Annotated in this window: 15 protein-coding genes and 1 pseudogene; 5 read left to right on the top strand and 11 right to left on the bottom strand. The window is 71.2% G+C overall.

The window, feature by feature from the left end:
* Nucleotides 1-12 precede the first annotated feature (12 nt).
* Nucleotides 13-75 (top strand): annotated as a pseudogene (locus AB0M52_RS04000) (hypothetical protein); the annotation flags it as partial.
* Between the two features lie 34 nt (nt 76-109).
* Here AB0M52_RS04000 and speB read toward each other — a convergent pair.
* The 7 genes from speB to AB0M52_RS03965 all read right to left on the bottom strand — a co-directional run bounded on the left by speB (nt 110) and on the right by AB0M52_RS03965 (nt 7,992).
* Nucleotides 110-1,123 (bottom strand): agmatinase, encoded by a 1,014-nt coding sequence (speB, locus tag AB0M52_RS03995; protein ID WP_363948578.1) that lies wholly within the window; start codon nt 1,121-1,123, stop codon nt 110-112.
* A 1-nt stretch (nt 1,124) separates the two neighbouring features.
* Nucleotides 1,125-2,327 (bottom strand): saccharopine dehydrogenase C-terminal domain-containing protein, encoded by a 1,203-nt coding sequence (locus AB0M52_RS03990; protein WP_363948575.1) that lies wholly within the window; start codon nt 2,325-2,327, stop codon nt 1,125-1,127.
* Nucleotides 2,327-3,700: an FAD-dependent oxidoreductase gene (locus tag AB0M52_RS03985; protein ID WP_363948572.1), complete on the bottom strand. Its 1,374-nt coding sequence runs from the start codon at nt 3,698-3,700 to the stop codon at nt 2,327-2,329. The genes AB0M52_RS03990 and AB0M52_RS03985 overlap by 1 nt, the downstream gene beginning before the upstream one ends.
* Before the next feature lie 206 nt (nt 3,701-3,906).
* Nucleotides 3,907-4,746: an ABC transporter permease gene (locus AB0M52_RS03980; RefSeq protein ID WP_363948569.1), complete on the bottom strand. Its 840-nt coding sequence runs from the start codon at nt 4,744-4,746 to the stop codon at nt 3,907-3,909.
* Nucleotides 4,743-5,657 (bottom strand): ABC transporter permease, encoded by a 915-nt coding sequence (locus AB0M52_RS03975; protein WP_363948566.1) that lies wholly within the window; start codon nt 5,655-5,657, stop codon nt 4,743-4,745. Before AB0M52_RS03975 ends, AB0M52_RS03980 begins: the two co-directional genes overlap by 4 nt.
* Nucleotides 5,654-6,808, bottom strand: coding sequence for an ABC transporter ATP-binding protein (locus AB0M52_RS03970; protein ID WP_363948564.1), 1,155 nt, complete (start codon nt 6,806-6,808; stop codon nt 5,654-5,656). Before AB0M52_RS03970 ends, AB0M52_RS03975 begins: the two co-directional genes overlap by 4 nt.
* On the bottom strand, nt 6,808-7,992 hold the full coding sequence (locus AB0M52_RS03965; RefSeq protein WP_363948561.1) for a spermidine/putrescine ABC transporter substrate-binding protein: 1,185 nt from the start codon (nt 7,990-7,992) through the stop codon (nt 6,808-6,810). Before AB0M52_RS03965 ends, AB0M52_RS03970 begins: the two co-directional genes overlap by 1 nt.
* A gap of 206 nt (nt 7,993-8,198) precedes the next feature.
* Here AB0M52_RS03965 and AB0M52_RS03960 point away from each other — a divergent pair, with 206 nt between their 5' ends.
* A complete protein-coding gene (locus AB0M52_RS03960) occupies nt 8,199-8,711 on the top strand; it encodes an Lrp/AsnC family transcriptional regulator (RefSeq protein ID WP_363948558.1) in 513 nt (170 codons plus the stop codon).
* Between the two features lie 28 nt (nt 8,712-8,739).
* Here the strand turns inward: AB0M52_RS03960 and AB0M52_RS03955 are convergent, their stop codons facing one another.
* A complete protein-coding gene (locus AB0M52_RS03955; RefSeq protein WP_363948556.1) occupies nt 8,740-8,934 on the bottom strand; it encodes a DUF397 domain-containing protein in 195 nt (64 codons plus the stop codon).
* Entirely contained in the window at nt 8,925-9,695 is a 771-nt protein-coding gene (locus tag AB0M52_RS03950; RefSeq protein ID WP_363948554.1) for a helix-turn-helix transcriptional regulator, read from the bottom strand. Before AB0M52_RS03950 ends, AB0M52_RS03955 begins: the two co-directional genes overlap by 10 nt.
* A 555-nt stretch (nt 9,696-10,250) precedes the next feature.
* On the opposite strand from AB0M52_RS03950, the gene AB0M52_RS03945 reads away from it, so the two are divergent.
* On the top strand, nt 10,251-11,597 hold the full coding sequence (locus AB0M52_RS03945) for an aspartate aminotransferase family protein (protein ID WP_363948551.1): 1,347 nt from the start codon (nt 10,251-10,253) through the stop codon (nt 11,595-11,597).
* Between the two features lie 84 nt (nt 11,598-11,681).
* Entirely contained in the window at nt 11,682-13,058 is a 1,377-nt protein-coding gene (locus AB0M52_RS03940; protein ID WP_363948549.1) for an FAD-dependent oxidoreductase, read from the top strand.
* Nucleotides 13,059-13,207: 149 nt separating this feature from the next.
* On the opposite strand, the gene AB0M52_RS03935 is transcribed toward AB0M52_RS03940, so the two are convergent.
* Nucleotides 13,208-13,573, bottom strand: a complete 366-nt coding sequence (locus AB0M52_RS03935; RefSeq protein ID WP_363948546.1) for a DUF3499 domain-containing protein — start codon at nt 13,571-13,573, stop codon at nt 13,208-13,210.
* 152 nt (nt 13,574-13,725) lie between these two features.
* Between AB0M52_RS03935 and AB0M52_RS03930 the strand changes: the two genes are divergently transcribed.
* Nucleotides 13,726-14,175 carry a metallopeptidase family protein gene (locus AB0M52_RS03930; protein ID WP_111219014.1) on the top strand — a complete coding sequence of 150 codons (450 nt, stop codon included), beginning with the start codon at nt 13,726-13,728 and terminating at the stop codon, nt 14,173-14,175.
* A gap of 111 nt (nt 14,176-14,286) precedes the next feature.
* On the opposite strand, the gene AB0M52_RS03925 is transcribed toward AB0M52_RS03930, so the two are convergent.
* A complete protein-coding gene (locus tag AB0M52_RS03925) occupies nt 14,287-14,544 on the bottom strand; it encodes a WhiB family transcriptional regulator (protein WP_013731688.1) in 258 nt (85 codons plus the stop codon).
* Between the last annotated feature and the right edge of the window lie 31 nt (nt 14,545-14,575).

The raw sequence follows: 14,575 nt of genomic DNA, 5'->3' as shown, positions 1-14,575 counted from the left end.
AGCGAGGGTGAGATCGCCGAGGCGACCGGGGTCTCCCGGACGCCGGTCCGGGAGGCGCTGCTGCGACTGGAGGCCGAGGGGTGGGGGTGGGGAGGGGTGGGAGGGGTGGTCAGCGGGCGTCTAGGAGGGGTTGGGTGGGGTTCCAGGAGGTGCCGCCTGCGGTGTCGCGGCGGCGGCGGGCGATGGCGGACAGGGCCTCCAGGACCACTCGGTTGCCGAGGTAGGCGGTGATGTCGGCGTGGTCGTAGGGCGGGGCGACCTCGACCACGTCCACCCCGACCACCGGCAGCTCGTAGCAGACCCGGCGGACGGCGTCGAGCAACTGCCGGGAGGTGAAGCCGCCCGGCTCGGGGGTGCCGGTGCCGGGTGCCATACCCGGGTCGACCACGTCCACGTCGACGGAGAGGAACACGCCCTCGCACTCGTCCGTGGCAATCGAGAACGCCTCGGTGAGGCACGAGTCCAGACCCCGGGCCACGATCTCGGTCATCTCGTACGAGCGCATCCGCTGCTCGGCCATCCAGGACAGCGTCTCCGGCCCCGGCCAGTAGCCGCGCAGGCCGATCTGGAGGAAGCGGTCGCCGCGGACCGCGCCGGACTCGATGAGCCGACGCATCGGCTGTCCGTGCCCGTGCAGCGAGCCGAACTCGATGTCCCCGGTGTCGGCGTGCGCGTCGAAGTGCACCAGTGACACCCGGCCGAGCCCGTGCTGGCGGGCCACCCCGGTGGCGTCGGGCAGCGCGATGGAGTGGTCGCCGCCAAGCACCACCGGGATGGCCCCCGCCGAGGAGATCGCGTACACGGCGGACTCCAGCGCGCCCAGCGACCGCTCGATGTCGCCGGAGAACATCTCCACGTCACCGGCGTCGTACACCCGCAGGTCGCGCAGGGCGTCGACGCGCAGCGCGAGGGACGGCCGGGAGCCGTCGTGTGGCAGGTAACAGGCCTGCCGGATGGCCGACGGGCCGAACCGGGTGCCGGGCCGGTGCGAGGTGCCGCCGTCGAACGGGGCCCCGACGATGACCACGTCGGCGTCCGCGTAGGTCACCGGCTCCTCGAGCGTGCACGGCGGCACGCCGAGGAACGTGACGTCGGGACCGAACATCGGGCCGTAGCGGGTCATCTCACCGTTCCTCCATCCCCCAGGGTGAGCCGTAGCCGGTCAGCAGGTCGAGGAACGGCTTCGGCGGCAGCGCCTCCGGGCCGAGCACCCCGGCGCCCGACCAGGCACCGGTGGCCAGCAGTTCCAGGGCGACGACCGGGTTGACCGCGGTCTGCCAGACCACCGCCTGGTGGCCGTACTCGCGCATCGACCACTCGTTGTCGACCACGTGGTAGAGGTAGACCTTTCGCGGCGCGCCGTCCTTCCCGACGCCGGTCACGAACGTGCCCGCGCAGGTCTTGCCGCGCATCCGGTCGCCGAGGGTGGCCGGGTCGGGCAGGCAGGCGGCCACCACGTCGCGCGGCGAGACCTCGACGCCCTTCACCGTCACCGGCGCCGTCGAGTCCAGGCCGAGCTTGTGCAGCGTCTTGAGCACCTCGATGAACTCGTCGCCCAGGCCGTACTTGAAGGTGACCCGCTTCGCCGGCACCCAGCGCGGGATCAGCAGCACCTCCTCGTGTTCGACGTTGACGCACTCGACCGGGCCGATGCCCTCGGGGAAGTGGAACACCTCCGGCTCGCTGAACGGCTCGGTGGTGAACCAGCCCCGGTCGGCCTCCCAGACCACCGGCGGGTTCAGGCACTCCTCGATGGTGGTCCAGATGGAGAACGACGGCGCGAAGTCGTAGCCGTCCACGGTCAGGTTCGCCCCGTCGCGTACCCCGATCTCGTCGATCTCACCGAACAGCTCGTCGGCGGCGTACCGGGCGAAGATGTCCGACAGGCCGGGCTCGACGCCGATGCCGCAGAGTGCCAGCCGGCCGGCGGCCTCCCATTGCCCGGCCACCGCGAACTGTTCGTCGCCGAGCTTCACGCCGGTCTCGGCGTGCGGGCGGTCGGGGTGCGGGTGGGACAGCGACATCGCCATGTCCAGGTAGTCCGCGCCGGCCGCGTACGCACCGTCGAAGATCGGCATGACGAACCGGGGGTCGACCGCGTTGAGCACGTGGGTAATCCGGTGCTCGCGGCAGAGCGCGGCGACCGCGTCCGCCGATGCGGCGTCGACCTGGCCGGCGACGAAGCGGGCGTCCTGGCCGGCGACCGCCCGCGACGCGCGACCGGCGTCGTAGTCGGCGACCACCATGGTCTCGAAGAACGTGCGTCGGGCCGCGATGGCGACGACGGCGGAGCCGACGCCACCGGCGCCGACGAGAAGGATGCGCATCAGGAATCGAACCCCAAACCAAAACGATCGAGCGTACGGAGCCAAACGTTGCGCCGTCCCTGCCGCGCGTCGGCGCGGGCCAGGGACCAGCGGGTGAGATTGATGCCGGCCGCGCGGGCCGGCTCCGGCGGGAACGGCAGCGGCTTGCCGCGGACCAGGCCGAGCCGGGTCAGCGGGGTGTCCGCTCCGTCGAGCAGGTCGAGCATCACCCGGGCACCGAACCGGGTCGCGCCGACGCCGAGCCCGGTGTACCCGGCGGCGTACGCCAACCGGCCGGAGTAGGCGGTGCCGAAGAACGGGCAGAACCGGGTGCAGGTGTCGATCACCCCGCCCCATCGGTGGCTGAACCGCACGTCGGCCAGCTGCGGGAAGGTGGTGAAGAAGTGGCTGGCCAGCGCGGTGAAGGTCTGCTCCCGCTGTTCCAGCGCGGGCGCCATCCGGTTGCCGTAGTGGTAGACGGCGTCGTAGCCGCCGAACAGGATCCGGCCGTCGCCGGTGATCCGGTAGTAGTGGAACTGGTTGCCGGTGTCCGCCAGCCCCTGCCGGTTGCGCCACCCGATGGCGTCGCGCTGCTCGGGCGTCAGCGGCTCGGTCATCAGCGCGTAGTCGTACACCGGCACGATCCAGGCGCGCAGCCGGCGCAGCAGCGGCGGGAACGCGTTGGTGGCCAGCACCACCCGACCCGCGCGTACCGCACCGGGGACGCCGTCGGCACCGAGGGTGCGTGCGTGCAGGGCCCCGCCGCCGGGACGAAGCCCGGTGACCCGGGTGTGCTCGTGGATCCGCACACCGAGGTCGAGGCAGGCCCGGCGCAGCCCCCAGGCCAGCCGCGCCGGGTCGAGCATCGCCACCCGGTCGCGGTCCCACAGCCCACCGAGGTACGTCGGCGAGTCCACCTCGGCGCGTACCTCGTCGGCGTCGAGCAGGGTGACGTCGTGGCCGTACCGGCGGGCCAACGCGACGTCTTCGGCCAGCCCGTCGAGCTGGTACGGCTCGACCGCCACGGACAGCTCGCCGGTGCGCTCGAAGTCGCAGTCGATGCCGAGCTCCGCGACGGTCGCCCCGATGGCGTCGAGGTTCTCCCGGCCGAGCCGGTCCAGCAGATCGATCTCGTCGGGGAACCGCTGCGCCCCGTTGGCCAGCCCGTGGGTCAGCGAGGCGGCGCAGAACCCGCCGTTGCGCCCGGAGGCCGCCCAGCCACAGGTGCCCGCCTCGACCAGCAGCACGTCCCGCCCGGGGTCGGCCTGCTTGGCCAGCAGGGCGGCCCAGAGGCCGCTGTAGCCGCCGCCGACCACCAGCAGGTCGGCCTCGGTCGCGCCGGACAGCGGCGGCAGTGGATCGGGGCGCTCCGGCCGGTCGAGCCAGTACGGCACGCGCGCCGCGTCGGCTAGGGCGCGTGTCGAGGTCCCAGCGCGAGTCGTGGCGAGGCCCAGGGGGCGATCCGGCAAGGCGGAGGTTCGTCCGGATACCGGTGTTGTATCCGGACGAACCTCCAACGCCGCCGGTCGCCGTCTGGGCCCGGCGCGGCCGGGCTGCGACCTCGACACGCGCCCTGGCGACCGGCCGGGATGCGGCAGGGTCATGACCGGGTGCTCGCCCGAGGGCTCGGCACGGCCACGGCCACCGCTGCCCGGCGGGCCTGCCGGCCGCGCAGCGAGCTGGCCAGCACCAGCAGCAGTGCGACCAGGAACATGGCCGTACCGATGACGTTGACCTGCGGCGGGATGCCCCGCTGGGCGGCACCCCAGACGTACATCGGGAACGTCACGGTGGTGCCGGAGTTGAAGTTCGTGATGATGAAGTCGTCGAAGCTGAGCGAGAAGGCCAGCAGGGCGGCGGCCACGATGCCGGGCAGCACCAGCGGCAGGGTGATCCGTTGGAACGTCTGCCACTCGCTGGCGTACAGGTCCATCGCGGCCTCCTCCAGCCGCCGGTCCATCCCGGCCAGCCGCGCCTTGACCGTGACCACCACGAACGACACGCAGAACATCACGTGCGCGATGACGATGGTCCAGAAGCCCAGCGGCACCCCGCCGGCGACGAAGAGGGCGAGCAGCGAGGTGCCCATCACCAGTTCCGGCGTCGCCATCGGCAGGAAGATCAGCACGTTGAGCCCGGACCGGCCGCGGAACCGGTGCCGGACCAGCGCGAACGCCATCAGCGTGCCGAGCGCGGTGGCCGCCACCGTGGAGATGAAGCCGATCTGCACGCTGCGCAGCACCGCATCGCACATGTCCGAGGTGGCGCACGGGTTGCGCCAGTTGTCGAGGGTGAACTCGTTGAAGTCGTACGACAACCGGCTGGAGGGGCGGTTGAACGACAGCGCGGCGACCACGGCGATCGGCAGGAACAGGTAGCCGAGGACCAGCAGCGCGACGCCCATCACCCAGTGCTCGGCGAACCAGCGGGAGATTTTCACAGCACTTCCTCCGTGCCGGCCCGGCGCAGATAGACGAAGACCACCGCGAGGATCGCCGACATCAGCAGGAACGACAGCGCCGCGCCCTGCGGGTAGTCCAGCCGGACCAGGAACGCCGAGTCGATGACGTTACCGATCATGTACTGGTTCGGGGTGCCGAGCAGTTCCGCGTTGATGTAGTCGCCGGTCGCCGGGATGAAGAACAGCAGGGTGCCGGCGATCAGGCCGGGCATCGACACCGGCAGGGTGACCCGCCGGAACGTCTTCAGCGGGTTGGCGTACAGGTCGCTCGACGCCTCCAGCAGCCGGTAGTCGAGCCGCTCCAGGCTCGCGTACAGCGGCAGCACCAGGAACGGCAGGAAGTTGTACGTCAGGCCGAGCACCACCGCGACCGGGGTGGCCAACAGCCGGCCGTCCGGGCCGAGCAGGTGCACGTCGCGCAGCAGCCCGACCAGCCAGCCGTTGTCCGACAGGATGGTCTTCCAGGCCAGCGTGCGCACCAGGAAGCTGGTGAACATCGGCGCGATCACACAGACCAGCAGGAGGTTCTTCCACCGGCCGGCCTTCTGCGCGATCGCGTACGCCAGCGGGTAGCCCATCAGCAACGCCAGCACCAGCGCGATGCCGGCGTACAGGAACGACCGGCCGAACTGCGGCCAGTACGCCTGCAACGCCGTCGGGTAGTTGCCGAACGCCCAGGTCAGCGCGTACCCGGTGGAGAGCGAGCCCTCGGGGTCGTAGAGGCTGGCGGCGGCGAGCTGCAGGATCGGCACGGCGAAGAAGAGGAACAGCCAGGCCGCGCCGGGCAGCAACAGCAGGTACGGCAGGAACCGGTGCCGCCCCGGGCGGGCAGCCGGCGGCGGCGATGCCGACCGTCCCGAACCCGTGGGCACGTGCGCCAGCGCGCTCACGAGGAGGCACCCACCGGCTCGTCGAGGACCGGGGTGGTGCGGTCGTCGTCGCCGGCTCGACGGCCGAGCAGGAAGGCGTGCCGCGGGTCCCAGTACGCGACCGCCCGGTTGCCCGGCACGAACCGCTGCTGGGCGCCGCTGTTGGCGACGAAGACGCTCACCTCGGTGCCCCAGGCGGTACGCAGCAGGTACTGGGTGCTCACCCCGACGTAGGAGGCGTCGCTGATCGTCCCTTCGAGGTACTGGCAGCCCGAGGGCACCTGGCCGGCCCCGGCCGCCAGGTGCAGCTTCTCGGGGCGTACCCCGAGGTGGACCGGACCCCGGTTGGCGCGGGCCCGAGCGGCCGGCACCGAGAAGCGCCCGCCGTGGGCGGTGACCAGGATGTCGCTTCCGTTGCCGCCGGCGACCTCGCCGGCGATCAGGTTGGACTGGCCGAGGAAGTTGGCCACGAACGCGGTGGCCGGGAACTCGTAGATCTCGGCCGGCGGGCCGAGTTGCTCGATCCGCCCGGCGTTCATCACCGCGACCGTGTCGGCCATCGTCATGGCCTCCTCCTGGTCGTGGGTGACGTGCACGAAGGTGATGCCGACCTCGGTCTGGATCCGCTTGAGCTCGATCTGCATCTGACGGCGCAACTTGAGATCCAGCGCGCCGAGCGGCTCGTCGAGCAGCAGCACCTGGGGGTGGTTGATCAGCGCCCGGGCCAGCGCGACCCGCTGCTGCTGCCCGCCGGAGAGCTGGGCGGGGCGGCGCCGCTCGTAGCCGTCGAGCTGCACCAGCGACAGCATCTGCCGGACCTGCTGGTCGACAGAGCGGATGCCGCGCCGGCGCAGCCCGAAGGCCACGTTCTCGAAGATGTCCAGGTGCGGGAAGAGCGCGTAGCTCTGGAACACCGTGTTGACCGGCCGCTTGTACGGACGCAGCCGGGCGATGTCCCGGTCCCCGAGCAGCACCTGCCCGCTGGTCGGCTCCTCAAGCCCGGCGATCATCCGCAGAGTGGTCGTCTTGCCGCAGCCGGACGCGCCGAGCAGGGCGAAGAACGAGCCCTGCGGAATCGTCAAACTGAGTTCGTCGACGGCGGTGAAAGCGCCGAACGTCTTGGTGAGGTTGGCCAGCCGCAAGTCGCCGGCCGGAGTTTCCCGCGCCATCATCACGCTCCGATAACCTGCTGGAACTTGGTCTCGTACTCGCGCTCCTGCTTCTCGTCCAGGGCCATGAAGACCCGGGCCTTGGAGAGCATGGACTCGTCCGGGAAGATCAGCGGGTTGGCGGCGAGTTCCGGGTCGATCTTTTCCATCTCCGCCTGCGCGCCCTGGACGGGGCAGATGTAGTTGACGTACGCGGCGAGTTGGGCGGCGACCGCCGGGTCGTAGTAGTAGTTGATCAACTCTTCGGCGTTGGCCTTGTGGGTGGACCGGTTCGGCACGAGCATGTTGTCCGACCAGAGCGTCGCACCGGACTCGGGGACCACGAACTTGATCTTCTCGTCGTCGAAGCCGAGCTGGACGATGTCACCGGACCAGCCGATGCACGCCGCGATGTCCCCCTTGGCCAGGTCCGGGGCGTAGTCGTTACCGGTGAACCGACGGATCTGCCCGGAGCTGACCGCCTTCTTGAGCTTGTTGAGCGCGTCGTCGAACTGGTTGGCGGTGAAGTCGGACGGGTTGTGACCGTTGGACATCAACAGCAGCCCCATGGTGTCGCGCATCTCCGTCAGCGCGGTCACCTTGCCCTTGAGGTCGGCGCGGGTGAGCAGCTCGTCGACGGTGCGGATCTCCGAGGTGACCCGGCCGTTGTACGCGAGACCGGCCAGGCCGGACTGCCACGGGACGGCGAGGTGGTTGTCGACGTCGAAGGGACGGTTACGCAGCGACGGCAGCAGGTTGGCCTCGACGTTGGGCAGCTTCGCCTTGTCGAGCTTCTGGAGCCAGCCCAGCCGGATCATCCGGGCGGCCATCCAGTCGGTCAGCACCATGACGTCCCGCCCGGTGCTCTGACAGGCGGCGAGCTGGTTCTGCACCTTGCCGAAGAACTCGTTGTTGTCGTTGACGTCCTCGGTGTAGGTCACCTGGATGCCGGTCTTGCTGACAAATTCGTCGAGAGAAGGGCGCTTGGCGTTGTCGTCCTCGTCCACGTCCATGTATTGCGGCCAGTTGGAGAAAGCCAACTTCTTCTCCGTACCGGACAGGTCCTCGCTGGCACAGCCCGCCTCGGTCTGCTGGGCACCCTTGGTACCGCAGCCGGCGAGGGTGCCACCTGCGGCGAGCAGTGCAGCCGAGCTGAGGGTGCCAGTGAGCAGACCACGCCGGGTGAGGGGCCGGAAGGCACTACGCATGTGACGACTCCTAAGGGGTCATCGTCGGCGGCGGGACGGGGGGTGGGCGCGCCGGCGGGAGGGTCAATGGCGATGGACGACTGATCCTGACATGAGGAGACCTCTCTCACAAGGGATTCCGTTGCTGGAATAGCCCTGGACGACGAATTACGCCAGACTGCCCGTGGCATTAGGCTCAGCCCGGTGATGGACATGGGGAGCGGTCGATGACGAACCGGCAGCAGGACAGCGGCAACGGTGGGCGCCGGGTCAGCGTGCGCGAGGGTGCCAGCCACGCCCTCCTCGACGACGTGGCCAAGCAGATCATCGAGCAGCTCCAGGAGGACGGGCGCCGGCCGTACGCGACCATCGGCAAGGCGGTGGGGCTCTCCGAGGCGGCGGTACGCCAGCGGGTACAGCGCCTGCTCGACGCCGGGGTGATGCAGATCGTCGCGGTCACCGACCCGCTCCAGCTGGGTTTTCCCCGACAGGCCATGATCGGCCTCCGTACCGACGGCGACCTGGAGGCGGTGGCCGACCGCATCGCCGCCCTGGACGAGGTCGACTACGTCGTGATCACCGCCGGCTCCTTCGATCTGCTGGCCGAGGTGGTCTGCCGCAACGACGAGCATCTGCTGGAGATCCTGCAACGGCTGCGCGCGGTCTCCGGCGTGCTCTCCACCGAGGCGTTCGTCTACCTCAAGCTGCGCAAGCAGACCTACACCTGGGGCACCGCCTGAGGGGCGGGGGCTGGCCTCTCGCCGGCCGTCAGGCGACCGGACGCCGGCTGGCGGCAACGAACGCGCGCCAGGCATCCGGGGCGAAGGCGAGCGTGCCGGCGTCGCGGGCCTTGCTGTCGCGCACCAGGACCCGGCCGGGGAGGTTGTCGGCCACCTCGACGCAGTCGCCGCCGTTGTTGCTGCTGCGGGTGGCGGTGCGCCAGCGGGCGCCGGTCATGTCCATGTCGTCGCCACCTCCCTGATCAGCTCGATGGACCGGCGACGGGGCAGCGCCTCACCGGCCACGCTCTCCCATCTCGCGCCCAGGCTAGCAAGGTCGGCACGCTCGGTCACCACCTGACCGCGCAGCTGGTTGTCCAGGTAGGCCGCCTCGGCGCCGTCCGGCGTCCGGGCCAGCACGAACGGCCCGGCCAGGCCGGTGTGCCACGGATTCTCGGCCGGGATAACCCGCACCTGCACGTGCTCCCGCTCGCCCGACTCGGCCAGGTGGACCAGTTGCCCGGCCATCACCGCCCGGTCGCCGCCCACCCGCCGACGCAGCACCACCTCGTCGATCACCGCCACCAGCTGAAGCGGCACGTCGCGGTCCAGCACCCGCTGCCGCGCCAGCCGCGCGGCGACGATCTCCTCCACCTCCGCCGGCGGAACCAGGCCGCCGGTCGCCAGCACGGCCCGGGCGTACGCCTCGGTCTGGAGCAGGCCCGGCACGAGCAGCGGCTGGTACGACCGGACGGAACTGGCCTTCTGTTCCAGTTCCGCCCACTCTCGAAACCAGGGCAGGTCACGGCGGCGGAACGGCTCCGGCCAGAGGTCGGCGGCCGTCCGCCCGAGGATGGTGGCGACGGCGATCCGGGTCCGGGGGTGCGGAATCCGGCCCACGGCGAGCCAGCGACCCGCCGTCTTCGGATCCACGCCGACCTTTGCGGCCAACGACTCGGCGGTCTCGCCCTTGTCTGCCATCGCCACCCGCAGCGCCTCGTTCATGTCGCAAACCTCCGTCCGAGCGTCACACTGCGCCGCACGCTAGCCACACTGGGTGGCGTTGTCCGCCTCGTCTCGGCGTGTTGCCGCCAGGACTGTTTCGCGCATCCGAGGTGCGACCCGGATGGCCCCGAAGCGCCCTGGACACGTCCCACCGCCCACCGCCCAGCGGACCCAGAACACCCCTCGCGCATGTGAACCTTGGACAGTTACCGTTCCGCGCGAACGGAAACTGTCCAAGATCTTGAGCGAATCCGGCCACGCCGCCGGGGGGCACGCACGACCCGAAGGCAGTGCGCCGGTTGAAGCAGAGCAAAGGCAGCGCAGGGGTCACCCCGAACCCCGCCGCCGTCGAGCAGACCGGCCCGGAAGAGGGGCACCGGCGGCCCGAGTGGCGTGATGCGGATTCCGTTGCGCGAGGCACAACTGCTCGCTAAATCCGTTGCATTGGGCCGCTTTTCCAACCGATCGCACTTGCCTTTCGGCGTCGGACTGTGGGATAACCGTGGGCAGAGCGGCCGGTGACCCCTGACCGGCCCGAGACCCGATGGGGCTGACATGGCCAACGCCACCGACCACCTCTGGATGCATTTCACCCGGATGGCGAGCTACTCCGCCGGTGAGGTGCCGACCATCGTCCGCGGCGAGGGCGCGTACGTCTGGGACGCGCAGGGCCGGCGCTACCTGGACGGGCTCGCCGGGCTCTTCGTCGTCAACGCCGGCCACGGTCGTACCGAGCTGGCCGAGGCTGCCGCCAAGCAGGCCGGCGAGCTGGCTTACTTCCCGCTCTGGTCGTACGCCCACCCGACCGCGGTGGAGTTGGCCGAGCGGATCTCGGCGCTCACCCCCGGCGACCTGAACCGGGTGTTCTTCACCACCGGTGGTTCGGAGGCGGTCGAGGCGGCCTGGAAGCTGGCCCGGGCGTACTTCAAGCGCACCGGCAAGCCGACCAAGCACAAGGTGGTCAGCCGGTACATCGCCTACCACGGCACCTCGATGGGCGCTTTGTCGATCACCGGCCTGCCCGGGATCAAGAGCGACTTCGAGCCGCTGGTGCCCGGCGGCATCAAGGTGCCGAACACCAACTTCTACCGCGCCCCGGAGCACGGCGACGACCCGGTGGCGTTCGGCCGCTGGGCCGCTGAGGAGATCGGCCGCGCCATCGAGCGGGAGGGGCCGGAAACCGTCGCGGCGGTCTTCCTGGAGCCGGTGCAGAACTCCGGCGGTTGCTTCCCGCCCCCGCCCGGGTACTTCGAGCGGGTCCGGGAGATCTGCGACGCGTACGACGTGCTGCTGGTCAGCGACGAGGTGATCTGCTCGTGGGGGCGGCTCGGCGAATACTTCGGTGCCGTCCGCTACGGCTACCAGCCCGACATCATCACCACCGCCAAGGGCATCACCTCCGGCTATGCGCCGCTCGGTGCCATGATCGCCAGCGACCGGCTGATGGAGCCGTTCCTGACCGAGACCGGCATGTTCGCCCACGGGGTGACCTTCGGCGGCCACCCGGTCTCCTGCGCGGTGGCCCTGGCCAACCTGGAGGTCTTCGCCCGCGAGGACCTGGTCGGGCACGTACGGGCCAACGAGGCGGCGTTCCGCGCCACCCTGGAGAAGCTGAACGACCTGCCGATCGTCGGCGATGTCCGGGGCGACGGCTACTTCTACGGCATCGAACTGGTCAAGGACAAGGCCACCCGGGAGACCTTCGACGAGGCCGAGTCCGAGCGGCTGCTGCGCGGCTTCCTGTCCAGCGCGCTCTTCTCCGCCGGGCTCTACTGCCGGGCCGACGACCGGGGCGACCCCGTGGTGCAGCTCGCCCCGCCGCTGATCGCCGGGCAGCAGCATTTCGACGAGATCGAGCAGATCCTGCGGGCCGTGCTCACCGAGGCGTGGTCCCGGCTCTAGGGTTTGCCTGATCTTCGCAGCCAACCCCGGCCGGGCCCGACCGCCAACTGCGGCGCGGCCCGGCCGGCACCGTCAGGAGCGACCGTGCGCTACCAGGACCTGTCGTACTGGCTCTCCACCGTGGACGAGCCGCTGACCCCGCGCCCGCCGTTGGCCGGCGACACCGATGCCGACGTGGTGATCGTCGGCGCCGGTTACACCGGGCTCTGGACGGCGTACTACCTGGCCGAGGCCGACCCGTCGCTGCGGATCGTCGTCCTGGAACGTCAGGTCGCCGGGTTCGGTGCCTCCGGGCGTAACGGCGGCTGGTGCTCGGCGCTGCTACCCACGTCACTGCCGGCGCTGGCCCGCCAGCACGGCCGAGACGCCGCGATCGCCATGCAACGCGCCATGCACGACACCGTGCGCGAGATCGGCCGGGTGGTCGCGGCCGAGGGCATCGACTGCCACTGGTCGTACGGCGGCACGGTGGTGCTCGCCCGCAGCGGGCCGCAACTCGAGCGGGCCCGCGCGACGGTGACGGAGGCGCGGGAGTTCGGGTTCGGCCCGGAGGATCTCGACCTGCTCGGCCCGGCCGAGGCGGTGGCGCGATGCGCCGCCGAGGGGGTACGCGGCGGCACGTACACCCCGCACTGCGCGGCCGTGCATCCGGCCCGACTGGTGCGCGGCCTCGCGCGGGCGGTCGAACGCCGGGGCGTGACCATCCACGAGCGGACCCCGGTTACCGAGATCCGTAGCGGCCGGGCGGTGACACCCGCCGGCGCGGTCCGCGCGCCGGTGGTGGTCCGCGCCACCGAGGGGTACACCTCGGGTCTGCCCGGGCACCGGCGCGCCATCGCACCGGTCTACTCGCTGATGGTCGCGACCGCGCCGCTGCCGGCGGCCACCTGGGAGCAGATCGGCCTCGCCGAGCGGGAGACCTTCTCCGACCACCGGCACGTCATCATCTACGGCCAGCGCACCGCCAATGGCCGGCTCGCGTTCGGCGGGCGGGGTGCGCCGTACCACTTCGGGTCGCGGGTCGTGCCGGGCTTCGACCGAGAGCCACGGGTCTTCGCCGCGCTGCGCCGTACGCTCGGCGAGTTGTTCCCGGTGCTCGGCCCGGACGTGCCGGTGACACACACCTGGGGCGGGCCGCTCGGGGTGGCCCGGGACTGGGCCGCCTCGGTCGGCTACCACCGGGGTGACGGGCTGGCCTGGGCTGGCGGGTACGTCGGCGACGGGGTCGGCACCAGCAACCTGGCCGGACGCACCCTGGCCGACCTGATCCGGGGCGAACGCACCGAGCTGACCCAACTGCCCTGGGTCAACCACCGCTCCCCGCGCTGGGAGCCGGAACCGCTCCGCTGGCTCGCGGTCAACGCCGGCCTCAAGGTGATGTTCGCCGCCGACGAGGCGGAGAACCGTACCGGCCGTCCCTCCCGCCGCGCCGCCGCCTTCTCCCGCTTCCTCGGCCACTGACCAGCCCACCCCTTGGCCCAGCGTGGGCCGGCAGCGTTGATCATGAAGTTAGCGGGCGTCTCCGAGATCGAAACGCCCGCTAACTTCATGATCAACCGCAGGGCCGAGGCCGACGGAGGCCGGGACGGGGGGTCGGGGCCGGGGGTGGGTCAGTAGCTGGGTGGGATAACGCGCAGGTGGCCGCGACGGGAGGTGGCGGGCGTGGTCGCCTGGTCCTGGTCGTCCTGGGGCGGGCGGGGTGCGGGACGGGCCGCCTCGCGCACCGCCTCGGCGAGGGCCACCAGGTCGTCGGTGGTCGGCGGCGGCGGTTCGAACTCGCCCTCGTGCCGGACCACCTCCCAGCCCCGCGGCGCGGTGAGGCTGCGGGCGTGCGGCTCGCAGAGGTCGTACGTGTGCGGCTCGGCGAAGGCGGCCAGCGGGCCCACCACGGCGGTTGACTCGTTGTAGACATAGGTCAACGTGGCGACCGCTTGCCGGGGGCAGCCGTTACGGGAGCAGCGCCGTGGTGACCTCACGCGCGCAGGGTATCTCCATTACCGGCTCCGGCGCACCGCTTCGCGTTCCGACACGCCCGTTTTGGTGATCACAATTCTCGTCCGGCGACTCGGCGCGCCACGGTGGCGGCGCTGATGCGGCCCGGGCCCGACCGGAAGCTACCCTTTGGCTCATGACGAGCCCGGAGAACCGCCGCCCCGGCTCCGGCCGGCGCGCCCACCGCGACCGGCACGGACGCGGCCTGCGCGGGCGGCTGGTGCCGGCCACCGTGCCGCTGGCGCGGACCAAGGCGGAGATCTTCGACGACCTGGTGCTGGACACCGTCGAGTCGCTCGAACGCCGGTTCGCCAAGGAACTGGCCGGGGTGGAGTTCGCCGTCGAGGACGTACCGCCCGACCTGAACGTCTACGACTCCGATGTGCTGGAGGACGGCGAGGTGCCGCTGGCCCGGTTGCTGCCGGGCCGGCCGGGCCGCCAGGAGGTGCCGCCCCGGATCGTGCTGTACCGGCGCCCGCTGGAGTTCCGGGCCATGGACCGGGAGGATCTCGCCGACCTGGTGCACGACGTGATCATCGAGCAGGTGGCGAACCTGCTCGGCGTCGACCCGGACGAGCTGGCCTGAACCTGGCCGGCCAGGCCCGCCCGACGACCGCCGCGGCCCCCACCGCGACGGCGTCCGGTCCGGCTTCTGCCGACCCGGGCGGGTGCCCCCCGGCCGCCCTGGCCCGACGTCTCAGGCTGCCCGGCGCTTGAGCTTGCGCCGCTCCCGCTCCGAGAGCCCACCCCAGATCCCGAACCGCTCGTCGTGGCCGAGAGCGTATTCGAGGCATTCCGTCTTGACCTCGCACCGCGAGCAGATCCGCTTCGCTTCGCGGGTCGAGCCGCCCTTCTCGGGAAAGAACGCCTCCGGGTCGGTCTGCGAGCACAACGCCCGCTCCTGCCACTCCGGCGCGTTTCCGAGCAGGTCGGCCGCCTCGAGCTGGCCGTCCATCAGTTGCCTCCTTGTCGCGCACCGGCGTCAT

This window comes from Micromonospora sp. NPDC051296, assembly GCF_040682255.1.
Classification (GTDB): domain Bacteria; phylum Actinomycetota; class Actinomycetes; order Mycobacteriales; family Micromonosporaceae; genus Micromonospora; species Micromonospora craterilacus.
Note: the sequence above shows the minus strand (reverse complement) of the source record. Positions and strands in the feature narration are given on the sequence as shown.